The organism is Shewanella algidipiscicola (assembly GCF_003605125.1).
Classification (GTDB): Bacteria; Pseudomonadota; Gammaproteobacteria; order Enterobacterales; family Shewanellaceae; genus Shewanella; species Shewanella algidipiscicola.
The window spans coordinates 16,528-37,340 of sequence record NZ_QPQT01000005.1 but is presented as its reverse complement, the minus strand read 5'-3'; the positions used below and the strand labels follow the sequence as shown (position 1 = coordinate 37,340).

Annotated in this window: 17 protein-coding genes; 11 read left to right on the top strand and 6 right to left on the bottom strand. The window is 46.6% G+C overall.

Translation table 11 applies throughout. The features are described from left to right. Positions 1 to 20 precede the first annotated feature (20 nt). The 6 genes from DVO77_RS06545 to DVO77_RS06520 all read left to right on the top strand — a co-directional run bounded on the left by DVO77_RS06545 (position 21) and on the right by DVO77_RS06520 (position 6,786). Complete coding sequence (locus DVO77_RS06545; RefSeq protein WP_110458634.1) at positions 21 to 1,094, top strand: branched-chain amino acid ABC transporter permease; 1,074 nt, start codon at positions 21 to 23, stop codon at positions 1,092 to 1,094. Between the two features lie 186 nt (positions 1,095 to 1,280). Continuing rightward, positions 1,281 to 2,525 (top strand): ABC transporter substrate-binding protein, encoded by a 1,245-nt coding sequence (locus tag DVO77_RS06540; RefSeq protein ID WP_110458635.1) that lies wholly within the window; start codon positions 1,281 to 1,283, stop codon positions 2,523 to 2,525. A gap of 66 nt (positions 2,526 to 2,591) precedes the next feature. Next, on the top strand, positions 2,592 to 3,410 hold the full coding sequence (locus tag DVO77_RS06535; protein WP_110458636.1) for an ABC transporter ATP-binding protein: 819 nt from the start codon (positions 2,592 to 2,594) through the stop codon (positions 3,408 to 3,410). An 11-nt stretch (positions 3,411 to 3,421) separates the two neighbouring features. Further along, positions 3,422 to 4,651, top strand: coding sequence for a phenylacetate--CoA ligase family protein (locus tag DVO77_RS06530; protein WP_119977780.1), 1,230 nt, complete (start codon positions 3,422 to 3,424; stop codon positions 4,649 to 4,651). Positions 4,652 to 5,278: 627 nt separating this feature from the next. Beyond that, a complete protein-coding gene (locus DVO77_RS06525) occupies positions 5,279 to 6,025 on the top strand; it encodes an alpha/beta hydrolase (protein ID WP_119977779.1) in 747 nt (248 codons plus the stop codon). 290 nt (positions 6,026 to 6,315) lie between these two features. Beyond that, positions 6,316 to 6,786, top strand: coding sequence for a GNAT family N-acetyltransferase (locus tag DVO77_RS06520; protein ID WP_119977778.1), 471 nt, complete (start codon positions 6,316 to 6,318; stop codon positions 6,784 to 6,786). Positions 6,787 to 6,944: 158 nt separating this feature from the next. Here DVO77_RS06520 and DVO77_RS06515 read toward each other — a convergent pair whose 3' ends face one another. Continuing rightward, entirely contained in the window at positions 6,945 to 7,499 is a 555-nt protein-coding gene (locus tag DVO77_RS06515) for a TetR/AcrR family transcriptional regulator (RefSeq protein WP_110458640.1), read from the bottom strand. 144 nt (positions 7,500 to 7,643) lie between these two features. On the opposite strand from DVO77_RS06515, the gene DVO77_RS06510 reads away from it, so the two are divergent. Beyond that, positions 7,644 to 8,105: an HPP family protein gene (locus tag DVO77_RS06510; protein ID WP_110458641.1), complete on the top strand. Its 462-nt coding sequence runs from the start codon at positions 7,644 to 7,646 to the stop codon at positions 8,103 to 8,105. Positions 8,106 to 8,265: 160 nt separating this feature from the next. Here DVO77_RS06510 and DVO77_RS06505 read toward each other — a convergent pair whose 3' ends face one another. Next, positions 8,266 to 9,975 carry a proline--tRNA ligase gene (locus DVO77_RS06505; protein WP_119977777.1) on the bottom strand — a complete coding sequence of 570 codons (1,710 nt, stop codon included), beginning with the start codon at positions 9,973 to 9,975 and terminating at the stop codon, positions 8,266 to 8,268. Positions 9,976 to 10,088: 113 nt separating this feature from the next. Then, a complete protein-coding gene (locus DVO77_RS06500; protein ID WP_119977776.1) occupies positions 10,089 to 10,340 on the bottom strand; it encodes a hypothetical protein in 252 nt (83 codons plus the stop codon). Between the two features lie 142 nt (positions 10,341 to 10,482). Here DVO77_RS06500 and DVO77_RS06495 point away from each other — a divergent pair, with 142 nt between their 5' ends. Continuing rightward, positions 10,483 to 11,919 carry a class I SAM-dependent methyltransferase gene (locus DVO77_RS06495; RefSeq protein ID WP_119977775.1) on the top strand — a complete coding sequence of 479 codons (1,437 nt, stop codon included), beginning with the start codon at positions 10,483 to 10,485 and terminating at the stop codon, positions 11,917 to 11,919. On the opposite strand, the gene DVO77_RS06490 is transcribed toward DVO77_RS06495, so the two are convergent. Continuing rightward, positions 11,844 to 13,706 carry a sulfatase-like hydrolase/transferase gene (locus DVO77_RS06490; RefSeq protein ID WP_249038123.1) on the bottom strand — a complete coding sequence of 621 codons (1,863 nt, stop codon included), beginning with the start codon at positions 13,704 to 13,706 and terminating at the stop codon, positions 11,844 to 11,846. The two genes, DVO77_RS06495 and DVO77_RS06490, sit on opposite strands and share 76 nt — an antisense overlap. A gap of 461 nt (positions 13,707 to 14,167) precedes the next feature. Between DVO77_RS06490 and DVO77_RS06485 the strand changes: the two genes are divergently transcribed. Then, positions 14,168 to 14,704, top strand: coding sequence for a GNAT family N-acetyltransferase (locus DVO77_RS06485; protein WP_119977773.1), 537 nt, complete (start codon positions 14,168 to 14,170; stop codon positions 14,702 to 14,704). Positions 14,705 to 15,258: 554 nt separating this feature from the next. Further along, positions 15,259 to 17,130 carry a methyl-accepting chemotaxis protein gene (locus DVO77_RS06480; protein ID WP_119977772.1) on the top strand — a complete coding sequence of 624 codons (1,872 nt, stop codon included), beginning with the start codon at positions 15,259 to 15,261 and terminating at the stop codon, positions 17,128 to 17,130. A gap of 196 nt (positions 17,131 to 17,326) precedes the next feature. Here DVO77_RS06480 and DVO77_RS06475 read toward each other — a convergent pair whose 3' ends face one another. Continuing rightward, on the bottom strand, positions 17,327 to 19,066 hold the full coding sequence (locus DVO77_RS06475; protein WP_119977771.1) for an AMP-binding protein: 1,740 nt from the start codon (positions 19,064 to 19,066) through the stop codon (positions 17,327 to 17,329). 287 nt (positions 19,067 to 19,353) lie between these two features. Continuing rightward, complete coding sequence (locus DVO77_RS06470; RefSeq protein WP_119977770.1) at positions 19,354 to 20,148, bottom strand: SDR family NAD(P)-dependent oxidoreductase; 795 nt, start codon at positions 20,146 to 20,148, stop codon at positions 19,354 to 19,356. 204 nt (positions 20,149 to 20,352) lie between these two features. Between DVO77_RS06470 and DVO77_RS06465 the strand changes: the two genes are divergently transcribed. After that, positions 20,353 to 20,754, top strand: coding sequence for a YbaY family lipoprotein (locus DVO77_RS06465; protein ID WP_119977769.1), 402 nt, complete (start codon positions 20,353 to 20,355; stop codon positions 20,752 to 20,754). The last annotated feature ends 59 nt before the right edge of the window (positions 20,755 to 20,813 follow it).

Genomic DNA, 20,813 nt, shown 5'->3' with positions numbered 1-20,813 from the left:
ATTGGCCCAAGGAGTTTGTTATGTCTAGTTTGGCGATGCGCCCCTGTGGTGATTTCCGCACCAGTTATAAGGCGGATAATACCATTTTCGAAACCAGTACTATTCGATTAGTAACCATCATGGTGATCGCACTGGCATGCGCGGCACCTTTGGTGCTCGATGGTTACTTTTTAACCCTATTTATTCAAATCTCCTATCTTGGCATTGCGGCCTTGGGGCTCAATATTCTGGTGGGCTTTACCGGACAGATCTCCTTAGGTCACGGAGCCTTTTTTGGCTTTGGTGCGTTTGCCTCGGCCTGGCTCAATACCAGTTTTAATATTCCTGTGGTGTTTTGTATCCCCTTGGCGGGTTTCTTAACCATGGCGGTTGGCATGATGTTTGGTATGCCGGCAGCACGCATTAAGGGCTTGTACTTGGCGATTGCTACCTTGGCAGCGCAGTTCATTATTCAGGATTTTTTTGGCCGCGCCGAATGGTTTTCTGGCGGTGCGTCGGGGGCGATGGCTGCGCCAGTTAACCTGTTTGGGTTTGAATTTGATACCGACTTGAGCTTCTACTTTATCGCGCTGTTCGCCTTAGTGTTTATGTATATCTGGGGTTGTAACTTGATGCGTAGCCGCGATGGCCGCGCCTTTGTGGCGGTACGCGACCATTATCTTTCTGCCGAGATCATGGGCGTTAAATTGAATAAGTATCGCCTGTTGTCTTTTGGTATCTCCTCTTTCTACGCCGGTATTGGTGGGGCGTTGTACGCCCACTATTTGGGTTATGTCTCGGCGGAAGGCTTTACCATTTTTATGTCGATTCAGTTTCTGGCCATGGTGATCATCGGTGGTCTAGGTTCGGTAAAAGGCACCTTAATGGGGGTGGTGTTTATGGTGTTACTGCCCGAAGTGCTCGAGAGCATGGTGGGGTTAATGAATTATACCCCGTGGGGGGACATCCCTATGGTGACCGATGGCCTTGCCTATATCAAAGAGATGGCCATTGGCTTGGTGATCATCTTGTTTTTGATTTTTGAACCGCAAGGATTAGCCCATCGCTGGGGCCAAATTAAAAACTACTGGAAGTGCTATCCATTTGCTTATTAGTGGTGACAGGTTTTACCTGTGCCCAAGAGCGGGCACAGGGGTTAGCGGCGCTGGCGAGCAGCGTTAACAAGATACTCTTCTTAGCCTTTAAAGAAGCACGCAGTTTGATATGAGAACGGGCTTAGCCTAACCCACTTTGGGACGGCAGCGTTCAACCTGATGGACCATTTTTGAAGGGAAATTATTATGTATAAGACACTATTACTTGGCTCGACATTAGCTGGCATCACCTTAGTCAGTGCGGGCGTGCAAGCCGAAGATTCGGTATTTGTTGGCCATCTTGCCGATATGTCTGGTCCCACGGCGTTTGTGGGCAAACCGTATGCCGATGGCGTGCGTGATGCACTGGCGTATATCAATGCCAATGGCGGTATCGACGGCACCACGCTGGAATATGAAACCATAGATTATGCTTACAAGGTGCCGCAGGCTATCGCCTCCTATAAAAAGTGGTTGTCGCGTGAAAATATGGTGGCGATGCAGGGCTGGGGCACGGCCGATACCGAAGCGTTGATCTCTTTTGCCGCTAAAGATGAACTGCCGATCTTCTCGGCTTCCTATTCGGGGCATCTAACCGATCCTCAAGGTAAAAACCCCAATACCAAAAAGCCTGCGCCGTATAACTTCTTCTATGGCGCGTCTTATTCTGATGCATGTCGCGGCTTGGTGCAGTGGGCCGCAGAGGATTGGCAAGCAAAAGGTGGGCAGGGCAAGCCAAAGTTCACCCACATTGGTGCCAACCATCCGTTCCCTAACGCCCCTAAAGAGGCATGTGCCGAATACGCCACCGAGCTTGGCTTTGATGTACAGCCGCCGGTAGTGATATCGATGAAACCCGGTGACTTTAAAGCGCAATGTTTAAGCCTTAAAAGTTCGGGGACCAATTATGGCTATATCGGCAACTTAGGCGGTTCGGTGCAGTCGTTAATCAAGTCGTGCGACACGGTCGGCACAGATATTCAGTTTATGTCTAATATTTGGGGCGGCGACAAGTTGGTGTTTCAGGCGGCGGGTGAAGGGGTGAAAAACTATATTTTCCCTACCATGACCCCGTTTTGGGGCGATGATGTACCGGGCATGGCCTTGGTTCGTGAGATCTCAAAAATGTCCGATGCGAGTGGGCAAGAACCTCGTCTACACCACTATATTCGCGGTGTTTGCTCTACCTACTTTATGAAAGAGTCGATGGAGTGGGCTAAGGCCAATGGTGGTATTACTGGGCCTAACGTTAAAAAAGGCATGTATGTGCAGCAAAACTGGGTGCCTAAAGGGCTTGAAGGCGTCTGCTTAGCGGCGACGTGGAGCCCAGAAGATCACCGCGGCATTAATCAGGTCAACATCTACAAAGGCAACTACAACGGCGGAGACATTAAGGTTGAGAAGGTCAACCAAGTCACGCTTGAGCGCCGCGTTGATTGGTTAGGTTATTAATCACCCATTTCGGCCTAGCAGGGCACTTCTGCCTGCTAGGCCATCACCTATCGCCCTGGAGTTGTTATGACACAAGCAGTGCAGTTAAAGCCAGAAAGCCCCATTCTCTCTATTAATAATATCGAAGTGGTGTATGACGATGTCATTCAGGTGCTTCGCGGCGTCAGTATCGATGTGCCACAAGGCGAAATCGTCACCCTACTTGGCCCTAATGGCGCAGGTAAATCGACCACCTTGAAGGCGATATCTGGACTACTAAAGACCGAAAACGGTGAGGTCTCCCGTGGTGATATCCATTTTATGGGCGAGCGAATCGATACCCAAAATGCTTCGGATGTGGTGCGCTCGGGCCTATTTCAGGTGATGGAAGGTCGGCGGATCATCGAAGATATGAGCGTGATTGAAAATTTAAAGTTAGGCGCCTATACCCGCCATGACGGTCAAGTTAATCAAGACATTGAGATGGTGTTTAACTATTTCCCACGCCTGAAAGAGCGCACAGGGCTCGCCGGATACCTGTCGGGCGGCGAGCAGCAAATGCTGGCCATCGGCCGCGCGTTAATGGCCCGTCCTAAGATGATCTGCCTCGATGAGCCTTCGATGGGCCTTTCACCGCTATTGGTAAAAGAGGTGTTTGGCATCATAGAAAAGATCAATCGCGAGCAGGGGATCACCATGCTGCTGGTGGAGCAAAATGCCAACTACGCCTTAAAGGCAGCCAACTATGGCTATATCATGGAATCGGGCAAGATAGTGCTCGATGGCAGTAAGGCGCAGCTGCTCAATAACGAAGACGTAAAAGAGTTTTATCTGGGGGGCGGCAATGAAACTCGCAAAAGTTTTAAAAATTTAAAGTCGTATAAACGCCGTAAACGCTGGTTGTAATAGGAGCCGACATGAGCCATTTTTATCACCCACTGGAAGGGCAAAGCGCCGCTGTTCGCGAAGACTACCTTATGTCGGCGCTGGCCGATCAGCTCAGCTTTGCTAAAAGCCACTGCGACTATTATGCGGCGCGGTTAGCCGACATTGATGTTAGCCAAATCAATAGCCGGGCAGCACTAGCGACGCTGCCCATCACCCGTAAGGCCGATCTGATTGAATTGCAGGCCGCGAAGCCGCCTTTTGCCGGCATGACTCCCAATCAGCATAGCGTGGGGCGCATATTTCAATCGCCGGGCCCAATTCATGAGCCCGAATGTGATGGCCATGATTGGTGGCGTATGGGACAAGCGTTTTTTGCTGCGGGTTTTCGTCAGGGCGATCGGGTGCAAAATTGCCTCTCTTATCATTTAACCCCCGGCGGCTTCATGATGGACTCGGGCGCTAAGGCCTGTGGTTGCAGCGTGATCCCCGCAGGTCCCGGGCAGACAGAGCAGCAACTGGCCTTGATTGGCAGCTTAAAGCCCAATGGCTATTGCGGCACACCCTCATTTTTAAATATCTTGCTCGAGAAGGCGCAGCAGTTGGATTGCGATGTCTCATCGATCACTAAGGCGCTGGTCTCTGGTGAGGCGTTAACGGCGCCCCTCAAAGCCCGCTTTGTCGAGGCGGGCATTGCCGTTAAGCAGGCTTATGCGACTGCCGATCTGGGGCTTATCGCCTTTGAAAGTGTCAGCGATGATGGCTTAGTGGTTGCCGAAGATATTATTGTCGAAATTGTGCGCCCAGGTACGTTAACTCCTGTTGCCGATGGCGAAGTCGGCGAGGTGGTGGTTACCAGCTTTAATCGTGATTATCCGCTGATCCGCTTTGCCACAGGGGATTTGTCAGCCTTAATGGGTGGCGAAAGTCGCTGCGGGCGCACCAATATGCGTATTAAAGGCTGGATGGGCCGCGCCGATCAAACCTGTAAAGTGAAAGGCTTGTTTGTGCACCCAGAACAAGTTGAGCGTATTCGCTGTCGTCATAGCGAGCTTGCTAAAGTACGGCTAGTGATCGCGAGCAGTAACCATAACGATACTATGTGTTTACTGTGTGAAGTGGATGACGCCCAGCGCTCGCAACTGGATATAGCGGCCATTAGCGCCTCTATTCGAGCCGAAACCCAGCTCAGTGGCGAGGTGGCTTTGGTTGCCACAGGGACATTGGCCAATGATGGCGTGGTGATTGAGGATAAAAGATAACAATTTTATGTCGTGCTAAAAAGTAGCGCTAAAAATTGTGCTAAGAATGAGCGTCGATACTCCCTCGATTCTGTACTTAGTCAGTTATTGGCATAAGTGTAATGCCTAGCCTTGAATGAGGCTGGGTATTTTTGTGTTTGGTGAGAGAGTCACTTATTAAGGGGGCAGCGCAGCCTCGAGCACGGGGCATAGATGCCTAACTGGTTTTTAGATAGGGATAACCTTGTGCGTCTTCCTTGGCCGTTTAGCGAAAACATCTGACCGATACGGATGTAGAAAATGCCAAAAAATATAGGGAACGTAGTTGGCTATCGCTGCTCTGCTAAAACGTCCCTGTTTTCGATACCCTCGGCTGCATCTACACTCGACTATGCAATCTCTTCGATTTAGCTGCATCAGGTGTGAGTAATGAGAGGGGAAAGTGAAAATCAAAAAGAAGACTAATTACCTAAGCTAAGCTCAAAAATGACTACCACGAAATCGCAAACTGGTGTAATGCTCACCAATACAATAACATAATGCAGACCATATCCATGGATGTGGCAGCGGCCAAGTCTTATAAGCGGTTTACGCCTTGTAGAGAAGGCCAACCTATCGTTATTAAGAGATTAGGCTTTAAGGAGCGTTATGAGTTACCTAAAAGGATTCGTAATCATAATTACGTGCTGGTTAAATAGCGTAAATGCAGAGACAATTTTTGATCAAACCAGAAATAGAACGATTCCAATCGAAATTACTTTCCCTCATAATATTGAGTCCTGCTCTACTGAATCAAAATGTCCTGTTGCATTTTTAAGCGCAGGATATGGTATATCGCATTTACAATATACTTTCTTATCTCAGCAGTTCAATCAACTTGGTTATCTTGTTATTGCCGTAGGCCATGAGTTGCCCGGCGATCCAGCTTTGTCAGTTTCAGGTCATTTATATGCAACACGAAGTGAAAATTGGAGTCGCGGTGCCGAAACATTAGACTTCTTACAAGTCTCATTGAGCCAACGCTTCAAACAATACAATTTTGATGAGTTGATACTCATTGGTCACTCTAATGGTGGCGATATTTCAGCGTGGTTAGCTAATGAAAATAAGAGTTACATTCAAAGAATTATAACGCTAGATCATAGGCGTGTTCCTCTACCTCGTAATAGTGATCTCCGTATACTATCTATTCGGGCGAGTGACTTCCCTGCAGATACAGGCGTATTGCCAACAGGAATAGAACAAGAAAAGTATGGAAGTTGCGTCGTTAAGATTCCTAATGCAAAACACAATGACATCGCTGATTTTGGTCCGGTATGGTTAAAAGAAAAGATTAACGTTTTAATAAAGAGTCACTTAAGCGGGCAATCTTGTTCTGAGCTAATAAAAGCCTAACGAATAGGGTGTTGTAGCCAGCGAGTTTATTGCGCTTTTTTAAACCATAACCCAAAAATAAAGCAACTCACCGTTAATGTGATGCCTTACATTCTGCGCTGTTAGGTACTGTCATTTACTTTAAGCTTGTCTGATGCTGTGCTGGCTGTTGCCATGTACCTCTTTGCCGCATTAGGAAACATTAACAAGAAATGATGTTGATTTTAAACGTTTTGTTGTTTTATGGAGGAGGTGATGGCTTCGGTCATCACTTGATGCGCAATTATGTATAAAGCACTTGAGGGACGTTTATGATCACAATAAGGAAAGCCATTAAGTCTGATGCTCAGGTGATTTATGAATTAAGGAGGAGGGCTATTCTTGCTAAATGTTCAGCATATTACAGCAAACAACAACTCACTTTGTGGACGCAAGGTGGAGTATCGGATGGGTTCGTTCAAGATGTTACCGACACCTTTTATGTGTCAGAAAAAGGTGGTCGAGTGATTGGTAGTGGCAAGCTCAATACCGACACGGGGTTGGTCGATGCTATCTTCGTAGAGCCTGAACACTTTGGAATAGGGGCGGCAAGACAAATGCTTGAGTTCCTAGAGAAGCTGGCTAAAGAATGTGGCCTGCGCTTGCTTAAGTTGGACTCTACGTTAAATGCTGCGCCTTTTTATCGCTCATGTGGTTTTACTGGGGACGAGTTGTCTACCTATTACTCACCAATAGGCATTAGTTTGGATTGTATTCCAATGGAAAAGCCGCTGCGAGCGTAGGGATAACAAGGCTCAAGCAGGACGCCCAACACTTTCCATTTTACGTTTAAATCCGCCTTAATGTGTACGCTGCACCTAAGCAACTGACAAACATGCAAGTGGTACTTAACCTGCTGTGTCAAGCTGCCATTTCGATAAACTAATTGCTAAAGCTAGCATCATGATGTTTCCAGTTTTTCCAGTATCTTGATGCAGTTAGCAGTCACTTCTTTGCCGCTTCCACATAGATGAGCGGTGACAATTGCCCCCTCTTTCATGATACACATCGCCTCGAGGAGTTCACTGTTGTTGCTTATTAGGTGATCAGCTATCACTTGCCTCACTTGTTGTTTGTGATGGTGACAGAAGTTAAAAATGTCACTGTTGATGTCGCTAAATTCGGCAGAGGTATTAATAAAAAAACAGCCTCTAAAAGGGCCGAGTTCGGCTTCTTGGTTACTAAACCAACTTTCTAGTGCTGAGAATAGGCTATGAATAACCTCGTTTGTTGACTTTGTATTGGCCAGTTTTTGTTTCAGCCAGGCGATAAAAATATCGTGCCTTTGTTGCAGCGCGGCGAAAACTAAAGCGTCTTTACTTGGAAAATGAATATAAAGGGTTCGCTTGGCGATACCCGAAACGGCAAGTATTTCGTTGATGCCGACAGAATTAATACCGTTTTGGTAAAAAAGTGTTAGTGCTGTGTCTAACAGTCGCTGACGTTTTTGACTCATGTTTCTCTCCATTCAAGGCGTTTTTCTTTGAAAACGGTGTTTCTTTAGAGGCGATTCGTCTTTAAAAAAGTATATTGACAAAAGTATACCGATTTGTCTACTCTATTCGGGTAGACAGACTGGTATACTTTTATTGAGGTTAGCATGAATAATATTGTTTTATCGATTGTGGCGGGTGTGGGTGCGTTTTTGGCGATTGGCTTACTGTCGTTTTTTGACTCGACATTGAGTGATGTTGCATTGTTGATGGCGCCTTTTGGTGCCACGGCTGTATTGGTTTTTGGTGTTCCAGATAGCCCATTAGCACAGCCAAAAAATGTGATATTGGGTCATTTAATTACCGCTTTTGTTGGCGTATTTTTTACCCAATACATAGGCGTATCACCACTGACATTGGCCTTGGCTACGGGGGTTGGGGTGAGTGCTATGTTGCTGACCAAAACCACTCATCCGCCAGCAGGTGCAAATCCTTTGCTGATTATGTTAGCTGGGCAGGGGTGGACTTTTCTGGTTACGCCTGTGCTACTAGGTGCCGTGGTGATTGTTTTAGTGGGTAAAGGCATGCAATTTTTTAGCAAAGCGATGACGAAGGAGTTACAGAGCTAATGGTGAGAGTTGTATAACCGTATCGGGTACGAATGTGACGTTGCTGTGGGGGAATGGCGTTAAATGGCAAATACAGCGGTTTACAGATTGTGAATGACACCATCCATAAAAAACGCCCGGCATAAGCTGGGCGTTTTTAAGTATCGATTCAGATCCCGTTTTATTTAGCAGACTGAATAAAGTCGATGATTTGATCGAATGGAATATCTTGTTTTTCACCTGTGCGGCGGTTCTTATATTCGAATACACCGCTGTCGATGTTGCGATCGCCAATCACGATAACGTGTGGCAGACCGATAAGCTCCATATCGGCAAACATTACGCCAGGGCGCTCTTTACGGTCGTCAAACAGCACTTCGATACCGGCATCGTTAAGGTCTTGGTATAACTGTTCAGCCATATCCTTAACGCGGTGAGATTTGTGCATGTTCATTGGCAAGATGCCCACTTTGAACGGTGCAATCGCATCTGGCCAGATAATGCCGCGATCATCATTGTTTTGCTCAATCGCCGCTGCCACCATGCGGCTTACGCCCACACCGTAACAACCCATCAGTAAGGTTTTTGACTTGCCATTTTCATCAAGTACGTTAGCACCCATCGACTCTGAGTAGTTAGTGCCTAACTGGAAGATATGACCCACTTCGATGCCGCGTAGCAGTCCGATCGTGCCCTTGCCACATGGGCTCGCTTCACCTTCGATGACGTTACGTAAGTCAGCAACGGGTGCTTCCGGTAGGTCGCGTTCCCAGTTGATGCCCACATAGTGCTTACCATCTTGGTTAGCGCCAGCGGCAAAATCACTCATGATGTTAACGCTGTGGTCAATATAGACTGGAATATTAAGCCCGACAGGACCTAATGAACCAGGGCCTGCGCCAATGGCATTACGGATATCGGCTTCATCGGCCATCTCAAATGGAGCCAATACGGCGTCAAGCTTCTCAACTTTCACTTCGTTAAGTTCATGGTCGCCACGAATGATAATGGCAACTAACGGCGCTTCTTCGGTTGCACCTTTAACAATAATGGTCTTAACGGTTTTTTCGATAGCGATGCCGTGCTGTGAGACGAGCTCTTCAATGGTTTTGGCATTAGGCGTATCGATAATGCTCATTTCAACCGTTGCTGCGCCGCGTGGCTCAGTTGGGATTGGCGCTTCTGCTTTTTCGATGTTAGCGGCGTAATCACTCTCAGTTGAGTAAGCAATTAAGTCTTCACCGCTGTTGGCTAATACGTGGAATTCATGTGACATGCTGCCACCGATAGAACCGGTATCAGCAAGTACTGGGCGGAACGCCAGACCCATACGGCTGAGGATGTTGCTATAGGCGGTGTACATCGCCTCGTAGGTTTCATCCATGGTTTCTTGATCTAAATGGAAAGAGTAAGCGTCTTTCATCAAAAATTCACGCGAGCGCATCACACCAAAACGTGGACGTACTTCATCGCGGAATTTAGTTTGAATTTGGTAAAGGTTAAGTGGTAACTGCTTGTATGAGTTAACTTCTTTACGAACGATGTCGGTGATCACTTCTTCATGGGTTGGGCCTAAGACGAAGTCACGGTTGTGACGGTCTTGAAAGCGCAGTAGCTCAGGACCAAATTTTTCCCAACGACCAGTTTCAACCCACAGATCAGCCGGTTGTACCATGGGCATTAAGATCTCAACAGCACCTGCATTGTTCATCTCTTCACGCACAATCGCTTCAATCTTACGCAGTACACGTAAGCCTGTCGGCAACCAGCTGTAAAGACCTGATGCGTTACGACGGATCATTCCCGCACGTAGCATTAATTGATGACTTACCACCTCAGCGTTTGCTGGGGTCTCTTTTTGTGTTGACAGCAGGTACTTGCTAACTCGCATTGCCAATATCCAGTTATGTAGTGAAATAGGCCGACATTTTAGCACCCTGTGTGTTGATGTCACCTAGTTTGTTTGGGGGCTGGCAACTAAAAAGAGAGACCAAATTCGTGGCGTTAAGGCTTGTTGACGTCGCGATTGGGAGGATTTTGAATTTCCTCTTGTGTGAGTGAGTTTTTTTTGCGTAATTTCAGTAGTGTCAACAATTTATCCCACCAAATACGCAGGGTGGCAAATCCGACAACAATGGCTGCAATAATTGCTTGCAAAATGATACTTCCCGTTCCGGGATCGAGATAGGCGTATGCAGGGGAACTGAATAATAATATCGATGCGGCATATAGGCGTCGATTGAGGTTATTTTGCATATTCTCACTTCCTCACAGTGGAGAGTAAAGGGGGGACTCATTAGATTTTAATGTAGTTAGCCATTGGTCATAGGGCAAATGTTTTATGGTCTATAGTTATCATCATAAAGGTCATTTTCGTTAATAAAGAATGGGTTATTTTATGGTTGATATTGAAAAGGAACAGGCGTCATTTAGAGATAGTGGGGGATTTGTTTTTTGGCATAGAGAAAATTTATATCGGCAAGTGAATATCTCATATAAAGAGGAATTTGATGCCTATACCGACAGTGGGCTGCATCAGGCGCTTGTGGAGCGTGGCTATCTTGTCGAACATCAGGAAGTCAGTCTCGAAGGAGTTCATGGGGAAAACACTTATAAGGTGCTAAAACCCCAGTTGATCCCTTTTATTTCATATCCATACGAATGGAGCTTTAGCCAGCTGCAAGATGCCGCAATATTAACGTTAGATATCCAATTATTAGCGCTGCAATATGGATTTACCCTTAAGGATGCGAGTGCTTTTAATGTTCAATTTTATCAGGGGCGGCCCATCTTTATTGATACCTTATCTTTTTGTCGTTATAGCGCCGGACCTTGGGTCGCTTATCGTCAGTTTTGTCAGCATTTTTTAGCCCCCTTACTGCTTAAAATAAGTTGTGACTATCGCCTGGGCAGGTTGGCCCAATTGTATATCGACGGTGTACCGTTAGATTTAGCTAGTCACTTATTACCATGGCACAGTTGGTTTCGCTTTAATGCCGTATCGCACATTCACTTGCATGCAAAATTGCAGGGTTACTATGGTGACAGTGGGGAGCGAGGCAAGCAGCGAGTAGCTCGTGTTGAATCTCAAATGTCGGCGGCTCGCGTTAAGGCATTAATCTCTAGTTTAAAAAATGATATTGGTAAACTAAGTTGGCAACCCAAAAAGACTCAATGGGCCCACTATTATGACAACACCAACTATGGCGTGGCTGCAATGCAGGGGAAGTATGATCTTGTCGAGCGCTACCTTGAACAAGGGCGTCGTGGGTTGTCTTCACTTGCCGATATTGGGGCAAATTCAGGACGTTTTAGCCGCTTAGCTGCTAATTATGCTGATCTGGTTGTGTCATTGGATATTGATGAGGCCGCGGTCGAACAACATTACCTTAAAGTCAAAGCGAACAAGGATAAGGGCATACTGCCTATCGTATTAGACTTATTTAACCCATCGCCAGCCATCGGCTGGAGTAACACCGAGCGACGCTCCTTTATCCAACGCGGGAGGTTTGAAACCGTTATTGCCTTAGCGTTAATTCATCATTTGGCGATCACTAATAATGTCCCTTTAACGAAGATCATAGCGTTATTTCATTCATTGGTACTTGATTGCCTGATCATTGAGTTTGTGCCTAAAGAAGACTCTCAAGTACAACGGCTGTTAGCGACGCGCGAAGATATCTTTACCGATTATCACCAAGCAGGTTTTGAACGAGCCTTGGCGGGACGTTTTGACATTATTCATCGAGATAATGTGCCTCACTCAACACGCACGCTATATTGTTTATCACGAGTCTCATCGGCGACGTGTTCGAACACAGAGCCGGTGTCATAACCCATATGCTGCAGATGGCTAATTATCTTTTTATAGGCCGATCTTGGTGTTAGCGACGATGCCGTACAAGAAGATTTTTTATTTTCAACCTCTTGATATGAAAGCCTCGGTTGAAGAATATCATTAACATCTATGGAATAAAGCACTCCGCAATACAGCATTGACATAGTGCCCAGTGAATAAAAAGGAGGCGTTAACTTGGCGGCGATCTTCCAGTCTCCGGCATTACTGGCTTGTAGCCGTGCAGAAGTCACAATGAAAATAGGGTAATCATTGTCGCTCCGAGCATTGAGATCGTGGCCATCCATCCACGTTGGCGGGGTTATGCCTAAATAGCCCAAGACGGTCGGGGCAATATCCAGTCGCTGGGATGCTTGGGTCACCACACCTGTGCGGGTCTGGTTTGGGTAGCGAATGATCAGTGGCAGTGTCTCATTAATATGGTGACGCCAACCATGGTCGCTATTAAATACGAGTAGCGTGTTTTCAAGTTCACCTGAAGCCTCAAGTAAGCGATAAATATCTCGGCTATAACTATCCCATTGAAAGATGGCATTGTCGTAGTGATCGACCTGCCAAGGGAGAGGTTGGTGTTTGTCTGCTGTGAAGATGGGCTGCTCGTAAATAAAACGATTACCGTGTGGCCCCAAAAGATGAATGTTAGCAAAGAATGGGCGCGGAGCGGTCATAAGCTGTTGTTTAAGTTGCTCCATTCTACCTTGGTCTGATGATTGTGGGCGCAGTGAATGACCCTGGTTAACTTGTTTGTGAGGGTTTACCATGGATGAATCGGTCAATAAATGTGTGAGACGCTGTTGTAATCTTTGTCCGTTTTCCTCGATGAATTGTACCGTTGCGGGCCAACTTCGCAGATAGGCGTGATTAAATGAGTCGCTTATAGTCGTTATATAGCGGTCATTGGCATAATCGAAGCTATTACGTAATTTTAAATCGTCAGGATCGATGTAGTGCCTCATGGTGATATCGATATTAAAATAGCCAAGTTGTTTTAATATTCCCGGTAAGTGTTGAAACATGTCTTCGCCCGTAAAGGTATCGGGTCTGAAAATGACTTTCGTGCGAGTAGGGTATTTACCACTGAGGAGTGATCCTATTGAGCCTGTTGTTTTCGATGAATTAGTCCAATGGTTAAAGTAGATCACACTCTCGTTAGCAATACTGTCCATGAAAGGGGTTGTTGCTCGTTCATAACCATATACCGACATGTTGTCGCTTCTTACACCATCGGCATTGAAAAATAGAATATTAGGTAACTTTTCAGTTACTTCAGTCGGTGGCAATCCTGATGCTAATGACAGAGGAGCGCGATATGAGGCTAGCAGTGCCAGACTGGATAAGCATATCAAGATCGCGCAAAGTGCGATTGCTTTACCACTTCGCAGCGCAATAGCGTGATTGATGGCAGGCAGTTTATCGATAAAGTAGAGCATAAACAGGCTGAGAATTATCCAGTAATAACTCTTCGTTATTAACGTTGTGGTTGAATGCGAGGCGAGCTTAAACAGGGTATAAGAAAAATTATCTATTAATAACAATGTACAAGCCGTGAGTATGGCTGCTGGAACACTATAGCTAATGGCAATATGTATGTAGTTAGGCAACTTTTTGATGGGCTTGAGTATCAAGGAGATTAAGCAGGCAAGGCAAACGCAACAAAGGCTAAAGGCTACTAATGGCAGTGGCGCGGTGAACAAGATGTAAACCTGCTCAGGTAAAGAGAGGTAGCTGAGCATCGATGGCTTAGTGATAAAAAACAACCATTCCATCAAATAATAGTAATAACCGCTAAGCAAAGTGATTGCGCCTAAGCCTGTATAAAATGTGAATGGATTAAGGGGGTTTTTTATATTGCTTCTCTCCATATTAAATCGTCATTAGTGTCGATGTTGCGTCATAAAATTGAGCATTAGCTCCTGAGTATAGTAGATTTTTCAAGCCCAATAAGGGATAGTCATTAGCTGTATTAGCCTTGAGTCTTACGGGCATATCAAGCTGCTCGCGGCTCTTTTTATGGCAAATTTAAATAAACCCTGAGTTAGGTGATTTTTAAGTGTGTATTTGACATCAGTCGGTTAACCTGTGTTGATAAAATATCACGCATTCTATTTGCCTTAATTTCTCTAAATATTAGTAGCATCTTGCTAACAGTGCGTCTTGCTGGGTTATTCATTGCGGTGATAGAGACCTATATTGACTCATGCTTAACTATAAAAAAGGATACTGAGCTTTGGACATTCGATTAGCGACCAGCGACGATTTACCCCGTTTTTTTGTTTATCTGGCCAGGCAACTCAAAGAGAATGGTGCCGATGACAGTGTGCCATTTCAGCCGCTGTCGGTAGCCGAGTCGCGGCTCAATGATGAGATGCGCACCCGCTTCACACAGGGCATAGATAAGTCGCTGCAACAAAGTGGTTGGCGCAGAATGTTGCTGGCTTTTGACAATGAGCAGCTGGTGGGGCATATCGATATTCGCCCTTATCAAGAGGCGCATACCGAGCATCGCGTGCTACTGGGGATGGGTGTCGATAAGTCCTGTCGTGGTCAGGGGATAGGCAGCCAATTACTCAATAGTATGTTTGTATGGGCGGCGCTGCACACTGATTGCGAGGTGATTGATTTATGGTTGCTGACAGAGAATCAGTCTGCTTACAAACTGTATCAACGTCATGATTTTATTCAATGTGCGCAGATTAATGATATGTACCGCATCGATGGTCGCTCATTTGGGTATACCATGATGTCGCGGCGTATCTGCAGTTAATCCTGTGTTGGCTATGGGGCGACACTCTTGGGCAAACCTCCTCGCAATGGACAACGTAAGGTAAGAGTAGAGATGAGCAAAACGTTCCTCCCTTTAAGGTTAAGCGGTAAAAATGGCACTCAAGGTGCCTATTCATGCTACTTGTAGCCATTGCTGCACATCGTCACGTAGAGTCAGATTAACTGATTAATAAGCGCAGTTAACCAAACTGGGTTTCATAAAAATAGGGTCTGAACGGGAAGTTTAACATAGGTTACTTAAGGTACGGCTTATTTAACATTCTGTGCTTTTCAAAAACAATTGGTTTACAAGTTCAGTGTTTTACACTGAATTTGACGTCAACAATAAATTAAACTTGTACTACCAGTGTTAAAGTGACGTGGTTTTCGCTATAAAATAGTGTTTTTTTTCTTTTGTTGTTTTATTGCGTGTGCGAGAATATCGGCAAGATTGAGGTGGTTTTTCAGTCTCTAATCGCACATTAAATATAGCGACTATATGGCTTTATTTATCCCTGTCCCTTAGTTTCATTAAACATCAGATTAGCATCTAATATGAATTCATATTCACTCAAGAAAAAAATATTGTTATCGGTTGTGCTTGCCCTTGCGGTTGTTATTGCACTGCTATCCTGGCGTAGCTATTCCACCCAAAAAGCCTTGTTACTGCAAAGTAGTGTTGCTCAGGTGAGCGAGTCTGGTGAGCAGCAAGCAATGCGGATTGAACAGTGGCTAGCCGATCGCCAGCGGGTCATCGCATCGGTGGCTACTAAAGTGGAGGGCGATACGCTTAATGCGCTACAGCAAGCACAAGCCTCTGGCGATTTTCAGCTAACCTATTTTGGCAGTAGCGCCGGTGTCATGGTTGACTCGGATCCAAGTATCGATCGTACGGGATACGATCCTCGCTCTCGCCCTTGGTATCAACAGGCGCAACAGGCGCGCGGTGTTATCATAACTAAGCCTTATTTAGATGTTGCCTTTAATGTATTGGTGGTGAGCATAGCTCAGCCGACTCGTAATGGCGTGGTAGGCGGCGATGTGTCTATAGCCAGCTTGGTCGATAGTGTCAACAGTATGTCTCTGCCTGCCAATGGTTATGCCATCATGATGCATAAAGATGGCACTGTGATAGCCCATAAAGATCCTAGCAAGGTGATGGGCAAGGTGACCGATATCGATGATGGGCTGAATAACCGTTTGTCTGAAACCAGTCGTCAAACGGGGCAATTAGCGCCCGCGTATTTTAAGACCGAAGGACGCGATAAACTGCTTTGGGGAGTTGAAATCCCTAATACCGATTGGCAATTGGTGTTTGTCCTTGATAAAGAGACCCTCGAAGCCCCATTGACTAACTTGATGCTAACCCAGTTAGGTTTAGCTGCATTAGCCTTAATCATCAGTGTATTAGCCATTTCTTGGCTGTTAAGCCTGTTACTGGGGCCATTAAGCCGAGTATCGCAAGCACTGTCACGAATTGCCGATGGTAATGGTGATTTAACCCAGCGCATCGAAGTGGACAGCCAAGATGAAGTGGGCGTACTGGCCGACAGCTTTAACCGTTTTGTCAGTAGCCAGCATGAGCTTATCAGCCATATTCGTCAGCTGGCTATTGAACTCGATGCCGATGCCGAGCAGAGCTTAGTCACAAACCAATCGAGCGTCGATGAATTGCAACGCCAGCAGCAAGAAGTGTCTATGGTTGCCACTGCGGTCACCGAAATGTCGAGCGCGACCCATGAAATTGCCGTTAATGCCGAAAGCACTGCTGCGGCGGCGCAGCAGTCGGCTCAAAGTAGTACCCAAGGTAAAGGTTTGGTTGATCAAACTCGAACGACCATTAATGCGCTAGCATCAGAAGTTGACGAGGCAACTACAGTGATTGGTGAGTTAAGTCGACACGCTCAAGCGATTTCGAGCATCTTAACCACGATTCAAGGGATCGCAGAGCAGACCAACTTGTTGGCGCTAAATGCGGCGATCGAAGCGGCGCGTGCTGGCGAGCAAGGCCGTGGTTTTGCGGTGGTAGCAGATGAAGTGCGGGTGTTATCTCGCCGTACCCAAGACTCTACCGAAGAGATCTATACCACAATCGAAACCCTGCAAAATACCACCAAGCAAGCGGTCAGCTTGATGGACAGCAGTAAGGGATTGGCCAATAACAGTGTCAATGATGTTAATGCCGCGGCGCAAGCGCTTGATGAGATCACACAAGCGGTGAATGTGATTTCTGATATGGCGGGCCAAATTGCCACTGCCGCAGAAGAGCAGACGCAGGTGACCAATGAGATCACTCAAAATACGGTTGCGATAAAAGATGTTACCGATGAGATCACCGCATCTGCGATGAGTCATCTAACACAGGCTAAAATGCTCAAAGATCGGGCAACCGATTTGAGTGAAAAGGTCGCAACCTTTATTTTGTAAGCGCCAAGCCGATATCCCCTTGATGGGGCTGCCAACGAGCGCTTGGTATACACCTAAAAAAGCCAACCTGCATGCAGGTTGGCTTTTTGTTTGGTCGCTATTTTTACGCATACAGCTAAGGCTTGGTCGATTTGCCTTTATGTGCCAGTGAGTGATGCACCTTGTCAGCAACTAAATGCACCGTTATCCCTCAGATCTAAGCGCAGCTTACCTGCTGACGGTTAATGTCGTCATAGAGTTCTTGATACATGAGCTCGCGCATCTTGAACTTCTGGATTTTACCCGTCACTGTCATTGGGTATTGTTCGACAAATTTGATGTACCTAGGCACCTTGAAGTAGGCTATTTTCTCGGTTAAGAAATGGCGGATCGCCGCTTCGTCAATTTGAGCGCGCGGCTGTACTTTAATCCACACGCACACCTCTTCACCGTATTTGTCACTTTGCACTCCAAATACGGCGGCATCTTGTACATCGGGGTGGCTATAAAGCTTCTCTTCAATTTCACGGGGATAGATATTTTCGCCGCCGCGAATGATCATATCCTTAATACGCCCGACAATTTTAACGTAACCTTCGCTGTCCATTTCACCAATATCGCCCGAGTGCAACCAACCGTCCTTGTCTATGGTGGCGGCAGTTTTTTCAGCATCATTCCAATAACACTGCATCACTCCATAGCCGCGGCTGCACACTTCACCAGGCTGGCCTATGGGCACGAGTTCGCCAAATTCATCGACTATTTTAACTTGAGTATGAGCCAGAGCACGCCCCACCGTGGTGACCCGCTTCTCTACCGAAGAGTCAATTTCGGTCATGTTGTTAATTGGACTGCATTCGGTTTGTCCGTAGCCTATAAGCACTTGTTCCATATACATCAGACTTTGTACTCGGCGCATCACTTCTTCGGGACAGGTGGCGCCTGCCATGACACCGGTACGCAGCGAGCTTACATCAAACTGATTAAATTCTGGATGCTCAAGCTGAGCGATAAACATGGTCGGTACCCCATGCAGGGCGGTGCACTTTTCTGCTTCAACCACCTGTAAGGTAGTGAGCGGATCGAACGAATCGCTTGGAAATATCGCCGCAGCGCCTTTGCTGATACACGATAAGTTACCCAGTACCATGCCAAAACAGTGATACAAGGGTACTGGGATGCACAACTTATCATCGGCGCTCAGCTGCATGGCGTTAGCCACCAACAGGCCATTGTTGAGAATATTATGATGGCTCAAGGTTGCGCCTTTTGGGTTGCCTGTGGTGCCTGAGGTAAATTGAATATTAATGGCATCAAAAGGCGAGAGCTCTTGGGCAACGGCATTGAGTCGTATTTTGTCAGCGCTGTTCAGTGGACGCTTAACCTGATCGAAATTGAACATACCGGGGGAGGCGTCGTGCCCCATGCGGATCACACATTCTAACGAGGGTAACTGCGCCGCGGTGAGTTGCCCCGGTTGACAGTCGTGTAACTCGGGCGCTAATTGGTAGAGCATTTCAAGGTAGTTGCTCGACTTAAATTTTTCGGCGCAGATAATGGCGCGGCAACCGACATTATTGAGGGCGTATTGCAGCTCTTCTGGGCGATAGGCGGGGTTGATGCACACCATGATGGCGCCAATTTTGGCGGTGGCAAATTGAGTTAAACACCATTCAATATTATTGGGTGACCAGATACCAACGCGATCGCCCGGTTGGATACCAATAGCCAGCAGGCCAGCCGCCAGTTCATCTATTTGTGCTTGATACTCTTGGTAACTCCAGCGGATCCCTTGATGATGCATCACAATGGCGAGTTTATCAGGGTAACGTTTTACGATGTCATCGAAATAGTGACCTATGGTGCGTTCTATTAACGGCGAGCTGGTGTGTCCGTCATATTGGCTTAGGGTAAGCGGAAAAGTGTTGTTATGTGCAAATGTCGGTACGGCAGACATGAGGCCTCCATGCGTAACAGTGAGCTGAGTGATTAGATCAACACACTACCCAATGCTGCCAAGGCGCCACAAGCACATTTTGACATTTATAGACTAAAGCACTAATAGCCTGTTAGGGCATAAATGAGGTGGCAGGTAAGTGGCAAAATGGATCAAAAGTGGGCATTAATAGGGCGTTGAATATGAGGAGATGCTCCCCCATTTAGGAGGATTGAGGCAATGCAGAGGTTAACAGCGGTCATAATGACTCACCCATGATCATGGCACATAGGTGAGTCAATAAGGAGTTATTGAGATTTATCCTGATTGCCGTTGGCGGCATTGTTAGCCGACTTTTCAGCCAGACGCTGCGCTTTAGTGCGCCAGTGGCGGGTATTATAAATAAATTCAGGCAGCAACTTAGTTAACCAGGCAACGAGGCGCCAACGCTTAGTGATATAGGCTTTACGCTTAGCCGATTGCATCGCCTTAATCACCTGCCTAGCCACTTCATCTGGAGGTGAGAGCCACAATCGACTGCGTTGCAGGGCAGCTTTATCGAGCAGTCCCAGTTGCAGATCGGTAATGGTGATAGGCAATTTGAGTCGCTGGGCGTGCATACTCAGCCCTTCGAGGTAGTTGCTGGCATAAGCCTTTGAGGCATGATAAGCCACACTAGGGCCACCGCGCAGGCCGGCGATAGAGTTGATGGCCGCGAGTTGGCCATAACCTTGCTCGGTAAACAGCCTAAAGGCAGTATTACAGATGGCGCTAAAACCTTGTACGTTGACGGTAATAATGTCGGCTTCCGGTTGCCAAGGCAGCGTGGCATCATAGCTATTAAGCCCAGTATTGACTAATACTAAGTGTACGCTGTCAAGTTGCTGCCAGAGGGTTTCAAGGGTGGCAATAATGGCCGCGGGTTGGTCAATTTGCAGCCCCTGAACCCTGACCTTGGTCGGTAAGGATTGCGCAAATTCACTAATTGAGTCAGGATCTTGAGCCAGTAGGACGAGTTCAACATCTTGTTTGGCCAGTTGTTTGGCTATTTCTTGGCTGAGCAGTGAGCTTGCGCCCACAATAATGGCTGTAGCTTGGGTCATTAGGCTATTTCGCAACAAGTGGTCGTTCTATGATATGGACATATTGATCCTAGGACAAGGTGTATCACTTATGGGAATTGCACAAATATGCGTGCTTTCACAGTTCTTGATGAGATACGTTATTTGTGAGATCAGTTATTTGATCTAATTAAGGTTAGACATATAGACATCCAGATGTCTTGATGTATTATAAGGAGCTAGATAATGAACAAATGGTTAAAACCGCTGTTACCTGTGGCCATGGCGGCCAGTGTGCTAAGTGGCTGTGCGACGCCTAATGCCAGTGTCGAAATTCAAGGCGAAGTGTGGTTTAGAGAGCGTATCGCGCTGCCACCTAATGCGGTATTAACGGTGCAGGTGAAAGATGTGTCCAAGATGGATGCTCCTTCGGTGGTGATAGCAGAGCTGCAGCGCAGTGATATTACGACTCCCGCCCCGTTTCAGTTTGTGATCCCAAGTGATCAATTTGAACCTGGGCATACTTATGCGGTAGGGGCGAAAATTAGTCATAACGATCAGCTGATGTTCATTAATACTCAGGCGTACCCTATCGATCTTGGCTCGCAAGAACCCATGTCGGTATTGGTACAGCAGGTCGGCCGATAATCCTGAATGTTTGTTTAGTGCACCAATCTCTAGTGCACTGACAACAAGCTTAAGTAGTT